This window comes from Pseudoduganella rivuli (assembly GCF_009674485.1).
GTDB lineage: Bacteria > Pseudomonadota > Gammaproteobacteria > Burkholderiales > Burkholderiaceae_D > Rugamonas > Rugamonas rivuli_B.
This window is the reverse complement of sequence record NZ_WKJJ01000012.1, coordinates 1-15,903: the sequence shown is the minus strand read 5'-3', so window position 1 is coordinate 15,903 and position 15,903 is coordinate 1. Positions and strand designations below refer to the sequence as shown.

Annotated in this window: 18 protein-coding genes; 9 read left to right on the top strand and 9 right to left on the bottom strand. The window is 61.2% G+C overall.

Features of this window, described 5'->3' with window-relative positions:
* The first annotated feature begins 106 nt into the window (after positions 1-106).
* Complete coding sequence (locus GJ700_RS19100; RefSeq protein ID WP_229507113.1) at positions 107-841, top strand: AraC family transcriptional regulator; 735 nt, start codon at positions 107-109, stop codon at positions 839-841.
* Positions 842-850: 9 nt separating this feature from the next.
* Here the strand turns inward: GJ700_RS19100 and GJ700_RS19095 are convergent, their stop codons facing one another.
* From GJ700_RS19095 to GJ700_RS19075, 5 genes are all read right to left on the bottom strand, one after another.
* The gene (locus GJ700_RS19095; protein ID WP_229507112.1) at positions 851-1,837 is read right to left on the bottom strand and encodes a hypothetical protein; all 987 of its coding nucleotides are present in this window, start codon (positions 1,835-1,837) and stop codon (positions 851-853) included.
* Positions 1,834-2,691 carry an ABC transporter ATP-binding protein gene (locus tag GJ700_RS19090; RefSeq protein ID WP_154376795.1) on the bottom strand — a complete coding sequence of 286 codons (858 nt, stop codon included), beginning with the start codon at positions 2,689-2,691 and terminating at the stop codon, positions 1,834-1,836. The genes GJ700_RS19095 and GJ700_RS19090 overlap by 4 nt, the downstream gene beginning before the upstream one ends.
* Positions 2,688-3,065, bottom strand: coding sequence for a GntR family transcriptional regulator (locus GJ700_RS19085; RefSeq protein WP_154376793.1), 378 nt, complete (start codon positions 3,063-3,065; stop codon positions 2,688-2,690). Before GJ700_RS19085 ends, GJ700_RS19090 begins: the two co-directional genes overlap by 4 nt.
* 93 nt (positions 3,066-3,158) lie before the next feature.
* Positions 3,159-3,902: a substrate-binding periplasmic protein gene (locus tag GJ700_RS19080; RefSeq protein WP_154376791.1), complete on the bottom strand. Its 744-nt coding sequence runs from the start codon at positions 3,900-3,902 to the stop codon at positions 3,159-3,161.
* A gap of 10 nt (positions 3,903-3,912) precedes the next feature.
* Positions 3,913-4,680: a DUF72 domain-containing protein gene (locus GJ700_RS19075; RefSeq protein ID WP_229507111.1), complete on the bottom strand. Its 768-nt coding sequence runs from the start codon at positions 4,678-4,680 to the stop codon at positions 3,913-3,915.
* A 77-nt stretch (positions 4,681-4,757) separates the two neighbouring features.
* Between GJ700_RS19075 and GJ700_RS19070 the strand changes: the two genes are divergently transcribed.
* On the top strand, positions 4,758-5,345 hold the full coding sequence (locus GJ700_RS19070; RefSeq protein ID WP_154376789.1) for a DUF1439 domain-containing protein: 588 nt from the start codon (positions 4,758-4,760) through the stop codon (positions 5,343-5,345).
* Positions 5,346-5,358: 13 nt separating this feature from the next.
* Positions 5,359-5,940, top strand: a complete 582-nt coding sequence (locus tag GJ700_RS19065; protein ID WP_154376787.1) for a DinB family protein — start codon at positions 5,359-5,361, stop codon at positions 5,938-5,940.
* 4 nt (positions 5,941-5,944) lie between these two features.
* On the opposite strand, the gene GJ700_RS19060 is transcribed toward GJ700_RS19065, so the two are convergent.
* On the bottom strand, positions 5,945-6,700 hold the full coding sequence (locus GJ700_RS19060) for a transporter substrate-binding domain-containing protein (protein ID WP_154376785.1): 756 nt from the start codon (positions 6,698-6,700) through the stop codon (positions 5,945-5,947).
* Positions 6,701-6,869: 169 nt separating this feature from the next.
* Here GJ700_RS19060 and GJ700_RS19055 point away from each other — a divergent pair, with 169 nt between their 5' ends.
* Entirely contained in the window at positions 6,870-7,445 is a 576-nt protein-coding gene (locus tag GJ700_RS19055; RefSeq protein ID WP_195763948.1) for a CPBP family intramembrane glutamic endopeptidase, read from the top strand.
* Positions 7,446-7,451: 6 nt separating this feature from the next.
* Here GJ700_RS19055 and GJ700_RS19050 read toward each other — a convergent pair whose 3' ends face one another.
* From GJ700_RS19050 to GJ700_RS19040, 3 genes are all read right to left on the bottom strand, one after another.
* On the bottom strand, positions 7,452-8,201 hold the full coding sequence (locus GJ700_RS19050) for a UDP-2,3-diacylglucosamine diphosphatase (protein ID WP_154376781.1): 750 nt from the start codon (positions 8,199-8,201) through the stop codon (positions 7,452-7,454).
* 57 nt (positions 8,202-8,258) lie between these two features.
* Positions 8,259-8,750, bottom strand: a complete 492-nt coding sequence (locus GJ700_RS19045) for a peptidylprolyl isomerase (protein WP_154376779.1) — start codon at positions 8,748-8,750, stop codon at positions 8,259-8,261.
* 82 nt (positions 8,751-8,832) lie between these two features.
* Complete coding sequence (locus tag GJ700_RS19040; protein WP_154376777.1) at positions 8,833-9,492, bottom strand: peptidylprolyl isomerase; 660 nt, start codon at positions 9,490-9,492, stop codon at positions 8,833-8,835.
* Positions 9,493-9,667: 175 nt separating this feature from the next.
* On the opposite strand from GJ700_RS19040, the gene cysS reads away from it, so the two are divergent.
* The 5 genes from cysS (at position 9,668) to GJ700_RS19015 (ending at position 15,700) form a co-directional block, all read left to right on the top strand.
* Positions 9,668-11,065 (top strand): cysteine--tRNA ligase, encoded by a 1,398-nt coding sequence (gene cysS, locus GJ700_RS19035; RefSeq protein WP_154376775.1) that lies wholly within the window; start codon positions 9,668-9,670, stop codon positions 11,063-11,065.
* The gene (locus GJ700_RS19030) at positions 11,065-11,721 is read left to right on the top strand and encodes a DNA-3-methyladenine glycosylase family protein (protein ID WP_154376773.1); all 657 of its coding nucleotides are present in this window, start codon (positions 11,065-11,067) and stop codon (positions 11,719-11,721) included. The genes cysS and GJ700_RS19030 overlap by 1 nt, the downstream gene beginning before the upstream one ends.
* 63 nt (positions 11,722-11,784) lie before the next feature.
* Positions 11,785-12,759, top strand: a complete 975-nt coding sequence (locus tag GJ700_RS19025) for an acetyl-CoA carboxylase carboxyltransferase subunit alpha (protein WP_154376771.1) — start codon at positions 11,785-11,787, stop codon at positions 12,757-12,759.
* Between the two features lie 154 nt (positions 12,760-12,913).
* Positions 12,914-14,299 carry a tRNA lysidine(34) synthetase TilS gene (gene tilS / locus GJ700_RS19020; RefSeq protein WP_154376770.1) on the top strand — a complete coding sequence of 462 codons (1,386 nt, stop codon included), beginning with the start codon at positions 12,914-12,916 and terminating at the stop codon, positions 14,297-14,299.
* Positions 14,300-14,434: 135 nt separating this feature from the next.
* Entirely contained in the window at positions 14,435-15,700 is a 1,266-nt protein-coding gene (locus GJ700_RS19015; protein WP_154376768.1) for an aspartate kinase, read from the top strand.
* Positions 15,701-15,903 lie beyond the last annotated feature (203 nt).

Here is a 15,903-nt window from a genome sequence, read left to right as displayed (position 1 = left end):
GATTCTAGGCTTGCCGGCCGCAGCCGTCTTGCGGCCGCTGCGCATCGCAGATGACGAAATCGGCACAATTGCGTTTTTTCGTCATTGTATGTGCGAGAATCGGCCTATGGATACTTTTGATAAATCCCGGATCGCCGATGTGTTCTTCTCGGAAGCACTGTTCGACGCGTTGCCGGACGTGGTTTTTTTTGTCAAGGATGCGCAGGGGCGCTACGTGGTGGTCAACCAGACGCTGGTCAAGCGCTGTGGCGTGAAAACCAAGGAAGCGCTGCTGGGCAAGACGTCGGCGGAAGTGTTTGCCCATCCGTATGGGCAGAATTACCTGGCGCAGGACCTGGCGGTGCTGGCAGGGAAGGGGGAGCTGGACGACCAGCTGGAATTGCACCTGTACCCGAACCGCGATCCGGGCTGGTGCCTGACGCGCAAGACGCCGCTGCGGAACGCGGGTGGCCAGATTATTGGACTGGCCGGTATTTCACGCGACCTGGCCATGGAAGACAGCAAGAATTCCGCGTACCACAAGGTGGCCGATGCGGTGCGCAAGATCCAGGAACACTTCGATGAGCCGCTGTTGCTGCCGGACCTGGCGGCCATCGCCAACATGTCGGTGGCCCAGCTGGAGCGCTATTTCCTGCGGATTTACCAGCTGACGCCGCGCCAGGTCATCATCAAGACCCGGCTGGAAGCGGCGTCGCGCATGCTGGCGGACAGAGCGGGCCGCAGCGTGGCGGAGGTTGCGCTGGCGTGCGGCTACAGCGACCACAGCGCCTTCACACGCCAGTTCCGTGCCACCGTGGGCATCACCCCGACCCAGTACCGCCAAATGCTGCAAGACAAGTAGGGCGCCGCGTTACGTCTCATCGCGCCAGCGGCGCATCCACACCGCGCCGGCAATCATCGCAATCCCTGCCACGACGCCAGCCCACACCACCGGCGACGACAGCGTCGTCCACGAATCCACCAGCAGTTCGCCGGCGCCCATGCGTCCTTCTTCCCCGTGCAGCGACGCTGGCCGCATGTACATGAACCACGACCCCGGCGCCACGCCCGTCAGCAGGCGGGCCACGATGTGCTGCATGAACCATCCGATATTCCAGTCCAGCGCGAAGATCTTGCTGGTCCACGTCACCAGCACACCGGCGCCCAGCGGTACGCCGACGGCCCACAGGAACACCTTGGAACGGGCCCAGCTCGACACCAGCAACAGCCAGCCGACGGTTGGCAGCGCCCACAGCATGTACACCGGCAGCAGGCCCAGCATGCGCAGCGGCGCCAGGTAAAATTCGCCCGTGCCCAGCAACGTGGTGAACAGTTGCACGCCCTGGAACGCGGCAGCGGTGCAGACCAGTAGCAACACGGCCAGCGACAGCGCGGTGGCCGCCAGCATCGTGATCACAGGCGTGACCAGCAATGCCACCGCGACTTTCGACAGCACCGTCATGTGGTCCGACACCGGCAGCGATTTCCAGAACAGCAGGCTGCGGTCACGGCGGTCGTCATATAGCGCGCCGAGGCAATAAAAGAACACCAGCACACCCAGTTCCAGGTACAGCGGCACGCCGATCGCCACGTACAGTTCGGAAGCCGCTTTCGCGAATTCCTGCTTCGCGCCCGGCTGCAGCATGTGTTCGACCAGGTGGTCCTTCAAATGCACGGCCTGGCCATCCATCGTCATCGTCAGGTTATGGCCCATCAGCAGGCCGCCCAGCACCAGCGCCACGATGATCAGCGCCACCACGGCGGGCGCCCACAGCACCATGCCCTTGTGTTCCCATACTTCGCGGCGCAGCAGCCACTGCATGGTCGTCAGGTTCGCTGTCGTTGAATTCGTTTTCATTCGTACGTCCCTTTCATCGTTGCGACGAACAGGTCCGCCACGCTCGGTGTGCGGATTTCGCCGAATTTTTCCAGCTGGGCGCGCGATGCGCCGTCAAACAGCATGACCGCCTTGCCGAACACGCTGCGCTGCGTCAGCGGCGCCAGCGCATTGGCCGCTGTGACGTATTGCGGCTCGACCATCACTTCCGTGTAGCGATCGCCGATTTCTTCCATCGACGCGGCCAGCGTGATCTTGCCTTCGCGGATGAACAGCAAATCCGTCAACAGGTTTTCCACTTCTTCGATCTGGTGCGTCGTGATGATGATGGTGCGGTGTTCGTCGAAGTAATCTTCCAGCAGGTGCTGGTAAAACTGCCTGCGGTACAGGATGTCCAGGCCCAGCGTCGGTTCGTCCAGCACCAGCAGTTTGGCGTCGATGGCCATCACCAGCGCCAGGTGCAGTTGCACGATCATGCCCTTGGACATGGACTTGACCTTCATCTGCGGTTCGAGCTTGGTGTTGGCCAGGTAGCGTTCCGCCTTGGCGCGGTTGAAGCGCGGGTGCACGCCGGCCACGAAATCCACGGCATCCTTGACCTTCAGCCAGCGCGGCAATACGGCCACGTCGGCGATGAAGCAGACGTCGCGCATCAGTTCATCGCGGTGCAGGCGCGGGTCCAGGCCCAGCACGGACAACTCGCCTTCGAATTGCGTCAGGCCCAGCAATGCTTTCAGGGTCGTGGTTTTACCGGAGCCATTGGGGCCGATCAGGCCCACGATGCGGCCCGGCTGCACGTCGAAACTCGCGTGATCCAGCGCCACGTGCTTGCCATAACGCTTGGTGAGGTTGCGGGCGGAGATCAGGGCGCTCATGCCGGCGCTCCCGGCTGCGCACCGGATTGTGGTCCGGCAGTGCGCAGCAATTGTTCCAGGTCCAACCCCAGGCGGCGGATGCGTTCCAGCATGGCGGGCCACTCTTCGCTGAGGAAGCGGTCGCGTTCGCTGGCCAACAGTTTTTCCGGTGCTCCTTCCGTTACGTACATGCCTAATCCCCTTCTTTTTTCCACCAGCGCATCGTCGACCAGTTCCTGGTACGCCTTCGACACGGTGATGGGGTTCAATTGAAAATCAGCCGCGATCTGGCGGACCGAGGGCAGGGCGTCGCCGGGCTTCAACAGGCCGTCGAGCATCATGCCGATTACCCGCTCCTTGAGCTGGCGATAGATCGGCGTGTTGTCATTCCACATACATGTTTCCTCCACTGGTGATGTGATGAAGTGGTGTTGTAGTGAACTATAACACTAAATCGGAAGCATGCAATCAATTTGATGAAAACACGGTCAAGGGTGGAGCAGGAGCAATTGAATGGCTGTGTTCAGGCGGTCGATGGTGGCGTCATCGACCGCGCGGCTGCACATCAGGTGGCGGTGCACGCCGTCCAGCACGTCGGGAAAGTCGATCTTGCTGAACGCGTCGCGGCTGGCGCCGGTGCGGGCGACCCAGTTATCGAATTCGTCGGCAAAGCCGATCATGTAATCGAAGCGGCCCGCCTGGATCTTGGCAAAGCCCTGGTCAAAAGTGCCGACATAGCGGTCCACGTTGCCGCGCATGGCGGCCATCAGCGGATCCAGCGTATTGCCGAAGGAATAGCCTTCGATCACCCCCATCCGCAGCTGCTTGTCTTCGATCAGCGACATGAATGTCTTGTGCTGGCGGATTGCGCCATCCTTGCCGCGCGCGGCGATGACGATAAAGCGGGGCGTGCGGTAGATCGGCAGGGTGAATTTGCCGAACATTTGCCGTTCGGGCGTGACGAAAATGCCGACCGCGCAATAGTTCGGCTGGCCGCTCTGTACCTGCGCCATCAGCCGGGTTTGCGTCACCGCTTGCAGGGTGACGGCAAATCCCGCCTTTTCAGCCGCCGCCACGGCAGTCGGGAAATACGTTCCCGCCGGTTTGCCATCGATGACTTCCGCCAGGCCCGGACGGGCCACGTAGCCCAGTATCAGCGGGTCGGCGGCGCATGCGGGCATGCCGGGCAGGGCCAGGCAGGCGGCAAGCAGGGCGGGGAAAAATCGTGGCATACCCCCCAGTTTATGCCCGCCGGGAAGAAATTTCACTCAGGCGTTGCTGAAGGGATACGGCGTTCGGCATCGCATGGCCTTCGGCCGTGTTATCGAAGATACACCAGGCGTCGTGGCCCGCCTTCAGCCGTCCCGCGATGATGCGGGCGGCCCAGTCGATATCTTCCGGCCCGTACGGCGAGTAATACACGCGGGGCGTGCCGTGCAGGCGCAAATACGTGCTTTTCGTGGTGGCGACGTGGGGATCCGGCTGGCCGGCCGGCGGGTCGGCAATCACGCGCGTAATGCCGTGTTCGCGCAGCACGCCGGTGGCGGTGTCGGAAAACCACGTGGGATGGCGGCCTTCGCAAGCCACCATGGTGGTGTCGAAATGACGCCGCGCCAGCGCGAAAAACGACCCGGCCGCCACCGCGTCGAACATCAGCGACGGCGGGAATTGCAGCAGCACGCAGCCCAGTTTATCGCCCAGGCCCGCCACTTCACCGGCGAAGCGGGCCATCGGCGCATCGGCCTCGAGCAGGTGGTGCACGTGCGTCATGGTGCGGGGCGCCTTGACGGAAAAACGGAATGTTTCCGGCACGCTGGCCGCCCAGCGCGCATAGGTCTGCACCTGGTGCGGGCGGTAAAACGAGGAATTGATTTCCACGCTGTTGAACACGGCTCCATAGCGCTCCAGGTGCGTGCCGCCGATCGGGAACGCCATCGCGGCCGATTTCGGGATCGACCAGCCCGCACAGCCTATGCGCGCCACCGCCATCTTGTCTCCTTGCTTTATCATCGCCTACACTGTAAGGCTCATTGTGCGGGCCAGTCGCCCGTTACTTTGCCATTTACCTGCCAGCCCGGATTGTACTGATGACTGCTCTTTACTGTAATACCCGCCGCGCCCTGTGCGTCCGTTTCCTGAAACTGGCCGCCGTACCGGTCGCCGCCGCGATGCTGTCGTCGTGTGCCGGGCTGTCCGGTCCCCGCCAGCTGGAAATCCCGCTGGAAAAACTGCAAGCCAATCTCGGCAAGCGTTTTCCCGTACGGCACCGGGCGCTGAGCGTGTTCGATATCCAGGTATCGAATCCGCTCATCACGACATTGCGCGAGAATGACCGGATTGCGCTGTCGGCGGATTTGACCGTGTCGCCCATCCTGGTACGGCAGTCGTGGCGGGGCAGCCTGGGCATTTCCGGCCGCCTGGTGGTCGACAATGTGCGCAATGCCGTGTTCCTGTCCGATGCCCAAGTCGACCGCTTTGCCGTCGACGGCATGGGTGAATCCCAGCAGCGCCAAGTGGCGGGCGCCGCCAACATCCTGGCCGATAAATTGATCCGCGACGTGCCGATCTACAGCTACAAGCCGGAGGACTTGCGCTTTGCCGGCATCCAGTTCGTGCCGGTCGCGATCCGCACCACGCCGTCCGCGCTGGTGCTGGTGGTGGAACCGGCCAGGTAAGCCTGGAGACCCTATGACGCCGACCTTGTCGCATCACCTGCTCACGCATGCCTACAACAATGCGTGGGCCAATCACCGGCTGCTGAAAGCTTGCATGCAGTTGACGCAGGTGGAATTCGAAGCGCCGCGCACCGGCTTCTTCCCGTCGATCAAGGCCACGCTGAACCATATCCTGACGGTCGACTGGTTTTATATCGATGCGCTGGAACGCGAGCTGGAGGGGCGGGAGCCGCATCCGAACTACCTGAGCTTTTTTGCACAGGACCAGCCCTGCGCGAATTGCGCGGCGGTACGCGCCGAACAGCGCGATGCGGACCGGCGCCTGATCGACTATTGCCGGCAGATGAAGGACGAAGAGTTGAACCGGACGGTGACGATCCTGCGGCTGGGCAGCGTGCAGCGCGACAAGCGGCACCGCCTGCTGGCGCACCTGTTCCAGCATCAAACCCATCACCGGGGCCAGGTGCACGCGATGTTGTCCGGCACGCCGGTGGCGCCGCCGCAGCTCGACGAATTTTTCAGCGCCGGCGAAGCGGATTTGCGGCAAGAAGATTTCCGCGAACTGGGCTGGACCGAGCAAATGATCTGGGGTTAGTGGGTCACTTGTACGGCGTGGCGGGTTTCGGCAGTGCGCGGATGGCCTGGTTCAGGCGCTCGATGGTGGACGCGGGCATGGTGCGGCTGCACAGGATGTAGCGCTTCAGGCCGGGCGGCAAGTCCGGCACGTCGTACTGGATGACGGACGCCATTTCCTTGTAGTGGGCGCGCATGTGGCCCCAGTCGTTGCGGTCTGCCAGCATGTAATTGAAGCGGTTGGCCGCCAGCATCAGGATCATGTTGGTGGTGGGGACCGTGCGGCGCATGGTCTGGTTGCCCGCCCTGGCGATGCGCTCGTCCAGGTCCGCGCCATACGAGACGCCATCGACCACGCCCAGGGTCAGTTCCGGGTCCGCCAGCAGCGACGCCAGCGACGCGTGCGCCTGCACTTTGGCGGCGGAGGCGGGCGACACCAGGATGGTGTGTGGCGGGTCGGTATAGACGGGGATGGTGAATTGCGCGATGGCTTCCCGTTCCGGCAAGCGGTACCACGACAGTGAACAGTAATTCGGTTTGCGCATCTCGAAGTTGGCCCAGATGCGTTTTTGCGGTTCGCGCACGAAATGCGCGTCGATGCCGGCGGCGGCAAATACTTCTTTGCCGTACGCCAGCATGAAGCCTTTTTCCACGCCATCTTCCGTGTAATAGTACGGTGGCTTTTCGCGCCAGGCCACGATGACGGGCGGAGACGCGGTGGATTCAGCCGCAAAAGCCGGTATCGCCAGCAACGGCAGGACGGCAAATAAACCGGATTTCATCAGAATGTGACATCAGAATGGAACTACGTGAATTATATATCGCAGGGTTTCCATATAAGACAGCCTTATGACATTGCCTGAACTATTACTCACACTTTATTTGTTGCTGATATTGCCGGCGCACGCCATCTGGCGCAGCCGTAAAGCTCCCGCCGGGGATCGCCCCCGCATGAAAATATACGTATCGAACATCACACGCCTGGCATTGCTGCTGCTGGCGCTGGCCGTATGCGCGGCGTGGTCCGGCTACACGGCGCGGCAAATGGGTGTGGCATGGCCGCCCGGGACTGCGGGCCAGTGGGGGCTGGTGGTGGCGGTCGTCGCGCTGGTGGCGCTGCACATCGGCGGCACGCTGTATGAACGCCGCATGTCGCCGGAAAAGCGGGCCGCGGGCGAGGCGAAGATGCGGGAGCAGCAAACGCTGCCGACGACGCCGCGCGAGATGGCGCTGTTTGCCGTGCTGTCGGTCTTGCTGGGGGCAGGCTGGGAATTGCTGTACCGGGGCTTTTTGTTGCTGGTGCTGACGCCGCTGACGGGCGTCGCGGGCGCCGTGACCCTGTCGGCGCTGGCCTATGGTTCCGGCCATGGCTACAACGGCCTGAAACCGTTCATCGGCAGCATCGTCGCGGCCTTTGCTTTTACGCTGGCGTATGTGTGGACGGGTAGCCTGTGGTGGCTGATGGTGATCCACATTGCGTTGCCGCTGTCGGCCGGCTGGAGCGTGTACCGCAGGGCAGCGAAATGAATGCGGTCAAATTACCGCGCCGTCCAGTGCGTGGCGTACGATGGCGCCGTCCGCGTGCACGGCAATCCAGCCGCCGCGCGGCGGCTGCGCCTGTGGTTCCCAGTCCGGCAACACGTAGCGGCGCGTGCCTTCCACGTGGTGCAGGGCAGGGCGGTGCGTATGGCCGTGGATCATGACATTTGTGCCGGTCTGCTCGAACACGGCGGCAATCGCCTGCGGCGTCACGTCCATCATGTCATACGATTTCGTCGTGTGTTCTTTCTGGCTGTTTTCACGCAAGCCCGCGATGATGGCTTTGCGCTGCGCCAGCGGCATGGCCAGGAATTGCTGTTGCCAGGCCGGTTGCCGCACCTGGGCGCGGAACGCCATGTATTTGACGTCGTCCGTGCATTGCGCATCGCCATGCAGCAGCACGATGCGCTGGCCGCCGATGTCGGCCACCCATGTTTCCGGCAGCAAGGTCAAGCCCGCCGCGGCGGCAAAGGCGTCGCCCGCCAGGAAATCGCGGTTGCCGGCGATCCAGTAGACGGCAATGCCCGCATCGCTGATTTTCCGGATCGCGGAAATGATTTCCTGGTGGAAGGCGTCATGCAGGTCGTCGTCGCCCGCCCAGTACTCAAAGATATCGCCCAGCAGATACAGTTGCCGCGCATGGGGCGCCTGCTGTTCCATGAAACGGTGGAACGCGGCGGTAATCGCAGGTTGCGCGGGCTGCAAATGCAGGTCGGAAATGAAGAGGGCGAGTGGAGCAGACATGGCTGTCAAAAATGAACATGGCGGGCAAGGCCCGCCATGCAACATGGGTGCTGTCGATTAAGCAGCTTCGATGCTGGTGATGATCACGTCTTCCGCCGGCACGTCGGCGAACATGCCGGAACGGGTGGTTTTGACTTTCTTGATCGCGTCGACCACGTCGGTGCCTTCGGTGACTTTACCGAAAACAGCGTAGCCCCAGCCGTCCTGACCTGGGTAGTCCAGGAAGCTGTTGTTTTTCACGTTGATGAAGAACTGTGCCGAAGCCGAGTGCGGCGCCGAGGTGCGGGCCATGGCCAGGGTGTATGGCTCGTTTTTCAGGCCGTTTTTCGCTTCGTTTTCCACGGTGGCTTCGGTTGGCTTTTGTTTCATGCCTGGCTCAAAGCCGCCGCCCTGGATCATGAAACCGTCGATCACGCGGTGGAAGATGGTGTTGTTGTAGTGGCCCGCGTTCATGTACGCCAGGAAGTTGGCCACGGTTTTCGGGGCTTTTTCCGCGTCCAGTTCAGCGGTGATTTTGCCCAGGTTGGTATTGATGACGATTTTGGTCATGGTTATTCCTCGCTCGATTAATAGGTAACTTTGCTGACTTTATGGGGCGCGACTATACAGGACACGCGGCCAAAGCGCCATTTTACTGCTGCGGCGGCATGCCGCCCGGCGGCGCCGCGTTGGGCGGCGGTACCGGTTCGATTGGTTTTTTCAGGATCGTGGCCTTGGTGATCACGATGGGTTTCACGGGAATATTCTGGAAGATGCCCTTGTCGTCAACCAGCACGCCCTTGATTTTATTGACGACTTCATAACCTTTGATGACACGGCCAAATACCGCGTAACCCCAGCCATCCTGGCCCGGATAATCGAGGCCGATATTATCGACCACGTTGATGAAGAACTGGGCCGTGGCGGAATTCGGATTGCCCATGCGCGCCATGGCGACACTATACGTGTCATTTTTCAAGCCGTTTTTCGATTCGATGGGAATCGGCGGACGGGTGGGTTTGCCTTTCAGGTCGACGGTATAGCCGCCCGCCTGGATCATGAAGCCATCGATGACGCGGTGGAAAATCGTGCCGTTATAGTGGCCGGATTTTACATACTGCAGAAAATTCTCCACGGATTTGGGGGCTTTTTCCTGGTTCAGTTCCAGGACGATTTCACCTTCCGTGGTTTTCAACGACACTTGCGGCATGGCGGCGTCTGCAGCCAGTGCCGAACCCGACAGGGCAACGCCCGTAAGCAGGCTGCCGAAAAGTCCCAACGATTTAATCCACAGTCTCCGTGTCTCTTGCATATGGCTTCCTTAAATTTATCAATGCTATACTTGGCGCGACGTACCATTCTAGCAAACACCCATTGAGGTCTGTCAGTCCCCGGCGTACGCGATCGGCAGGCGCGGCACAAATATGTGCCTGGCGCCCGATTTCGTATTGCCAGCCGGGGCAGGCCCCGAGAATTACAAGAGTCCGATGAGCAATTTGAAGATTTACAACACGCTGGCGCGCGAGAAGCAAACATTCGTACCGATGGAAGCAGGCAAAGTCCGCATGTATGTGTGCGGCATGACCATCTACGATTATTGCCATATTGGCCACGGCCGCATGATGATGGCGTTTGACGTGGTGTACCGCTGGCTGAAGGCATCGGGCTATGACGTGACGTATGCGCGCAATATCACGGACATCGACGACAAGATCATCAAGCGCGCCGTGGAAAATGGTGAAACCATCGGCCAGCTGACCAGCCGCTTCACGCAGTACATGGACGAAGACACCACGGCGCTGGGCATCCTGCCGCCGACGCTGGTGCCGCGCGCCACCGAATATGTGCCGGAAATGCTGGGCATTATTGAAAAACTGGAAGCCAAGGGCCTGGCATACCAGGGCGAAGACGGCGACGTGAATTACGCCGTGCGCAATTTCGACGGCTACGGCAAGCTGTCCGGCAAATCGCTGGACGATTTGCGCGCGGGCGAACGCGTGGACGTCAACACGGGCAAGCGCGACCCGCTCGACTTCGTGCTGTGGAAAGCCGCCAAGGAATCCGAGCCGGAAGAAGTCAAATGGGATTCGAAATGGGGTAAGGGCCGCCCGGGCTGGCACATCGAGTGCTCCGCCATGTCGTGCGCGCTGCTGGGCGAACAGTTCGACATCCACGGCGGTGGCGCGGACTTGCAATTCCCGCACCATGAAAACGAGATCGCGCAGTCGGAAGGCGCGTCCGGCCATACCCTGGCCAACTACTGGCTGCACAATGGTTTCGTGCGCGTCGATAATGAAAAGATGTCCAAATCGCTGGGCAACTTCTTCACGATCCGCGACGTGTTGAAGAAATATGACGCCGAAGTGGTGCGTTTCTTCATCCTGCGCGCGCACTACCGCAGCCCGCTGAATTATTCGGACGCGCACCTGGACGACGCCCGTGGCGCGCTGACCCGCCTGTATACCGCGCTCGATGGCGTGGAAGGCGATGGCCAGCCGCTGGACTGGAACGAAGCCCATGCGCAGCGGTTCGCCGAAGCCATGGATGACGATTTCAATACGTCGATCGCCGTGTCCGTGCTGTTCGACCTGGCGGCGGAAGTCAATAAATCGAAGTCGCCGGTGGCGGCGCGCCAGCTGAAAGCGCTGGCCGGCGTGATCGGCCTGCTGGAACGCGCGCCGCAAGCTTTCCTGCAAGCGTCGGTGGGCGGCGAGGCCGAAGGCGGCTTGAACGAGGAAGCCATCGTGGCGGCGATTGCCGCCCGTGCCGCGGCCAAGAAGGCGCGCGATTTCGCGGCGGCCGACAAGATCCGCGCCGACCTGACTGCCGCCGGCATCGTCCTCGAAGACAAGCCTGACGGCACGACCAACTGGCGCCGCGCATAATGGTCACCAGCTCCAGGGAAGGCGCCGTGCCGGGCGCCGCGGCGGTGCCGCCGTATTGGGAAGAGGCGAAAGCTGAACTCATGAAGCGTGACCGCATCATGAAAAAGCTGATCCCGCAAATTGGCGACCTGCACCTGGTCGGCCATGACGACCCGTTTACCACCCTGGCGCGTTCCATCGTCAAGCAGCAAGTCACGGCCAAGGCGGCCGACGCCGCCTGGCAAACCCTGCGGCAGGCCTTGCCGCGCTTTACGCCGTCCGCCGTCGTGAAAGCCGGCGCCGGCCAGCTGGCGGCCTGCGGCCTGTCCAAGCGCAAGACGGAATACATCCTGGACCTGGCCGACCATTTCAAGGCGAAAAAAGTCCACGCGTCCCAGTGGGACCAGATGGATGACGAAGCCGTCATTGCCGAGCTGGTGCAAATACGCGGTATTACCCGCTGGACAGCGGAGATGTTTTTGATATTTAATCTCCTCCGCCCGAACGTTTTGCCGCTGGATGACCCCGGTCTGATCCAGGGCATCAGCCAGAATTATTTCTCAGGAGAGCCGGTTTCGCGCAGCGATGCGCGCGAAGTCGCGGCCAACTGGGAGCCTTATCGCACTGTCGCAACCTGGTATTTATGGCGGTCCTTGGACCCTGATCCGGTAAAATAGCGCAATTCGCCGTCACGTCCGCTGCTCTGCCAGCCGGCCGGGCGGCATCCATACGGAGGTAGAATGACTAAAACAACTTTCCTCAATTTTGAGCAACCGATTGCGGAATTGGATTCCAAAATTGAAGAGCTGCGTTTCGTCCAGGACGATTCGGCCGTCGATATTTCGGAAGAAATCGACCGCCTGGCAAAAAAAAGCCAGCAACTGACCAAAGATATCTATGCCAAGCTGACCCCCTGGCAAGTGGCGCAAATCGCGCGCCATCCGCAGCGTCCATACACGATGGACTATGTGAATGAAATCTTCACCGACTTCCATGAACTGCACGGCGACCGCACCTATGCGGACGACCAGTCCATCGTCGGCGGCCTGGCACGTTTCAACGGCCAGCCATGCATGGTGATCGGCCACCAGAAGGGCCGCGACACCAAAGAACGCGCGATGCGCAACTTCGGCATGCCGAAGCCGGAAGGCTACCGCAAGGCCATGCGCCTGATGAAACTGGCGGAAAAATTCAACCTGCCGATCTTCACCTTCGTCGACACTCCGGGCGCATTCCCCGGCATCGACGCGGAAGAGCGCGGCCAGTCGGAAGCCATCGGCCACAACCTGTACGTGATGGCGGAACTGAAAGTGCCGCTGATCGCCACCATCATCGGTGAAGGCGGTTCCGGCGGCGCGCTGGCGATTGCGGTGGGCGACCAGGTCCTGATGCTGCAATATTCGACGTATTCCGTGATTTCGCCGGAAGGTTGCGCGTCGATCCTGTGGAAGACCGCCGAGCGCGCGTCGGACGCCGCCGAAGCGCTGGGCCTGACGGCGCACCGCCTGAAAGCCATCGGCCTGATCGACAAGATCGTCAACGAGCCGCTGGGCGGCGCACACCGCGATCCAAAAGAAATGGCCCGCCTGCTGAAACGCGCGTTGGCCGATTCGCTGCGCCAGTTCCATGGCATGAAGACCAAGGACTTGCTGGCCGCCCGTCACGAAAAGCTGATGAGCTACGGCAAATTCAAGGAAACCACGCCGCAGGAATAATCGTTTGGCGGCTTGGCGCCGCCGCGCCAAACCGCCCTACGCAGTCCGCCCTGATGGTGCTGCACAATGCGTAGGGCGGCTTTTACAAAGCCGCCAAGCAGGCCATGAACCGGAGCTGGGTCGATCCCACCTCCGGTTTTTCACATTTGACGTCATGAAAAAATCCCCTGAACTGGACCAGCTGTTCGCAGCCAGCCTGCCCGCATTACCGCACAACCGCAAAATCGCCATCGCCTACAGCGGCGGCCTCGATTCCTCTGTCCTGCTGCATCTGGCACACGCCTGGGTCAAGGAAAGCAACGCGCAACTGCACGCCTTCCACGTCCACCACGGCCTCAGTCCGAACGCCGACGCCTGGCTGGCGCACTGCGAACAGCAATGCGCGGCATTGAACGTGACGTTCGGCGCGCGCCGCATCGTGCTGCAAGGGATCAAGCAATCCGGCGTGGAAGCGGCCGCCCGCAAGCAGCGCTATGCGGCGCTGGGCGACCTGTGCCGCGAACACGGCGTGAACTTGCTGCTGACGGCCCACCACCTGGACGACCAGGCGGAAACCGTGCTGCTGCAATTGCTGCGCGGCTCCGGCACGGCGGGCCTGTCCGGCATGGACAGCAGCAACAGCGCGGCGGATTTGCTGCAAAACGATGGCCTGCTGCTGGCGCGTCCGCTGCTGGCGGCGTCGCGCCGGCAACTGGAAGCCTTCCAGCAAGCGCATGCCGTGTCCCATATCGAAGACGAATCCAACGCCGACCCGCGCTATGCCCGCAACGCGTTGCGCAACCTCGTCATGCCGGCGCTGGCGCAGCACTTCCCCGGCTTCCAGGAGCGCTTCGCGCGCAGCGCGCAGCATGCGCAATCGGCGCAGCGCTTGCTGGACGAGCTGGCCGATCAGGACCTGGCGGCAGCGCTGGAAGCCGACTCATTGAGCGTGGCGTACCTGCACACGCTGAGCCAGGACCGCAGCTGCAACCTGCTGCGCCGCTGGTTCCACCAGCGCGGCCTGTCCATGCCATCGACTGCATGGCTGCATGAAATGCTGGAACAATTATTGAGTGCGCGCGACGACGCCAACCTGTGCGTCACGCACCCCGAATGCGAAGTGCGTCGCCACCGCGGCCGACTGCTGCTGGCGCCCCGTTTGCCGGAATTGGCGGGCATGCGCGAAGATAAATTCGATGATGCGCCGGAACAAGCATTCCGCTGGCAGGGCGAGGCGCAGATCGCCTTCCCCGATTACGGCGGTGTGCTGCATATCGACGAGACCGGGCAGGGCGGCCTGGACGCGGCCTGGCTGCAAGGCCAGAAGCTGTCGATCGGCTTCCGCAGTGGCGGCGAAACCCTGAAACCCGCCCACAACCGGCCGACCCGCGCGCTGAAACGGCACTACCAGGCGCTCGGCATCCCGGCCTGGGAGCGCGAGCGCCTGCCTGTCGTGAAAACCGCCGGCGAAGTGCTGTATGCGGCGGGAATCGGCATGGACTGCCATCATTTGGTGGCTGACGGCGGTAAACGCGTCGTATTCCGATGGGAAGCCAAATAATCTGCGGTACTGCTGCGTTTTCGTATGTTCATATGCTAATTGAGTATGACTACATAACTTTTTTGGCTTGTTCTTTCGCATTGCAGCCTGTACAGTTATAAGCCCTCCCTAAAACATCACTGAGCGGAAACACCAATGGCTTTAATCGTTCACAAGTACGGCGGTACGTCGATGGGATCGACGGAACGCATCAAGAACGTCGCGCGCCGCGTCGCCAAATGGCATGACGCAGGTCACCAGATCGTCGTTGTACCGTCGGCCATGTCCGGCGAAACCAACCGTCTGATCGCGCTGGCGAAAGAAATTCAGAACCCGCCCGACCCTCGCGAACTGGACATGATTGCATCGACCGGCGAGCAAGTCTCCGTCGGCCTGCTGTCGATGGCGCTGCAAGCGATTGGCAAGGATGCCGTATCGTACGCCGGCTGGCAGGTAGCGATTAAAACCGACTCCGCTTTCACCAAAGCCCGTATTCAGTCGATCGACGATGAAAAGGTCAAGCGCGACCTGGACAGCGGCAAGATCGTCATCATCACCGGCTTCCAGGGTGTGGACGAGAACGACAACATCTCGACCCTGGGCCGTGGCGGTTCGGACACTTCGGCCGTGGCGATCGCCGCCGCGCTGAAGGCGGCCGAATGCCTGATCTACACCGACGTTGACGGCGTCTACACCACCGACCCGCGCGTCGTGTCGGAAGCGCGCCGCCTGAAAGCCATTACCTTCGAAGAAATGCTGGAACTGGCGTCGCTGGGCTCGAAAGTCCTGCAAACCCGTTCGGTGGAATTCGCCGGCAACTACCGCGTTCCAACGCGCGTGCTGTCGTCGCTGACCGATCCTGACCTGGATCTCGAAACCGAAGCCAATTCGGGCACCCTGATTTCGTTTGAGGAAGACACACACATGGAACAAGCAGTTATCTCCGGCATCGCCTTTAACCGTGACGAAGCCAAAATCACCGTGCTGGGCGTACCGGACCGTCCAGGCGTGGCTTACCACATCCTCGGCCCGGTGGCCGAAGCCAACGTCGAAGTGGACATGATCATCCAGAATCAGTCCGTCGACGGCAAAACCGACTTCACCTTCACCGTGTCGCGCAACGACTACCAGAAGGCGCTGGACGTGCTGCACAGCGCCAAGGATGAAGTGGGCCACTCCACAATCGTCGGCGACGCCAAAGTGTCGAAGATTTCCGTGGTTGGCGTGGGCATGCGTTCCCACGTCGGCGTGGCGTCGAAGATGTTCCGCGTGCTGTCGGAAGAAGGCATCAACATCCTGATGATCTCGACCTCGGAAATCAAGATTTCCGTGCTGATCGACGAGAAGTACATGGAACTGGCCGTGCGCGCCCTGCACAAAGCGTTCGAACTGGAAAAAGACGTCGCTGCACGCGTCGAGTAATCCGTAATCAGTCCTGCTGATCAACGCCCCGCATGCCGAAAGGCTGCGGGGCGTTTTGCATAGCGGACGCCTGCCCCGTAGAACCTATGATGTAAAAGAAAGAGCCGTCGGCATAACGATTTCCTAAACTGGAGGTGCTAACCAATCCAAATAAGGGGATCATCATGCAAACGGCTCAAACTCATTTTACGTCGATTGAATTG

Excerpts from the sequence above, each read along its gene's own strand:
- GJ700_RS19100 (WP_229507113.1), top strand. The coding sequence starts at position 107 with ATGGATACTTTTGATAAATCCCGGATCGCCGATGTGTTCTTCTCGGAA.
- GJ700_RS19095 (WP_229507112.1), bottom strand. The coding sequence starts at position 1,837 with ATGAAAACGAATTCAACGACAGCGAACCTGACGACCATGCAGTGGCTG.
- GJ700_RS19090 (WP_154376795.1), bottom strand. The coding sequence starts at position 2,691 with ATGAGCGCCCTGATCTCCGCCCGCAACCTCACCAAGCGTTATGGCAAG.
- GJ700_RS19085 (WP_154376793.1), bottom strand. The coding sequence starts at position 3,065 with ATGTGGAATGACAACACGCCGATCTATCGCCAGCTCAAGGAGCGGGTA.
- GJ700_RS19080 (WP_154376791.1), bottom strand. The coding sequence starts at position 3,902 with ATGCCACGATTTTTCCCCGCCCTGCTTGCCGCCTGCCTGGCCCTGCCC.
- GJ700_RS19075 (WP_229507111.1), bottom strand. The coding sequence starts at position 4,680 with ATGATAAAGCAAGGAGACAAGATGGCGGTGGCGCGCATAGGCTGTGCG.
- GJ700_RS19070 (WP_154376789.1), top strand. The coding sequence starts at position 4,758 with ATGACTGCTCTTTACTGTAATACCCGCCGCGCCCTGTGCGTCCGTTTC.
- GJ700_RS19065 (WP_154376787.1), top strand. The coding sequence starts at position 5,359 with ATGACGCCGACCTTGTCGCATCACCTGCTCACGCATGCCTACAACAAT.
- GJ700_RS19060 (WP_154376785.1), bottom strand. The coding sequence starts at position 6,700 with ATGAAATCCGGTTTATTTGCCGTCCTGCCGTTGCTGGCGATACCGGCT.
- GJ700_RS19055 (WP_195763948.1), top strand. The coding sequence starts at position 6,870 with ATGAAAATATACGTATCGAACATCACACGCCTGGCATTGCTGCTGCTG.
- GJ700_RS19050 (WP_154376781.1), bottom strand. The coding sequence starts at position 8,201 with ATGTCTGCTCCACTCGCCCTCTTCATTTCCGACCTGCATTTGCAGCCC.
- GJ700_RS19045 (WP_154376779.1), bottom strand. The coding sequence starts at position 8,750 with ATGACCAAAATCGTCATCAATACCAACCTGGGCAAAATCACCGCTGAA.
- GJ700_RS19040 (WP_154376777.1), bottom strand. The coding sequence starts at position 9,492 with ATGCAAGAGACACGGAGACTGTGGATTAAATCGTTGGGACTTTTCGGC.
- cysS (WP_154376775.1), top strand. The coding sequence starts at position 9,668 with ATGAGCAATTTGAAGATTTACAACACGCTGGCGCGCGAGAAGCAAACA.
- GJ700_RS19030 (WP_154376773.1), top strand. The coding sequence starts at position 11,065 with ATGGTCACCAGCTCCAGGGAAGGCGCCGTGCCGGGCGCCGCGGCGGTG.
- GJ700_RS19025 (WP_154376771.1), top strand. The coding sequence starts at position 11,785 with ATGACTAAAACAACTTTCCTCAATTTTGAGCAACCGATTGCGGAATTG.
- tilS (WP_154376770.1), top strand. The coding sequence starts at position 12,914 with ATGAAAAAATCCCCTGAACTGGACCAGCTGTTCGCAGCCAGCCTGCCC.
- GJ700_RS19015 (WP_154376768.1), top strand. The coding sequence starts at position 14,435 with ATGGCTTTAATCGTTCACAAGTACGGCGGTACGTCGATGGGATCGACG.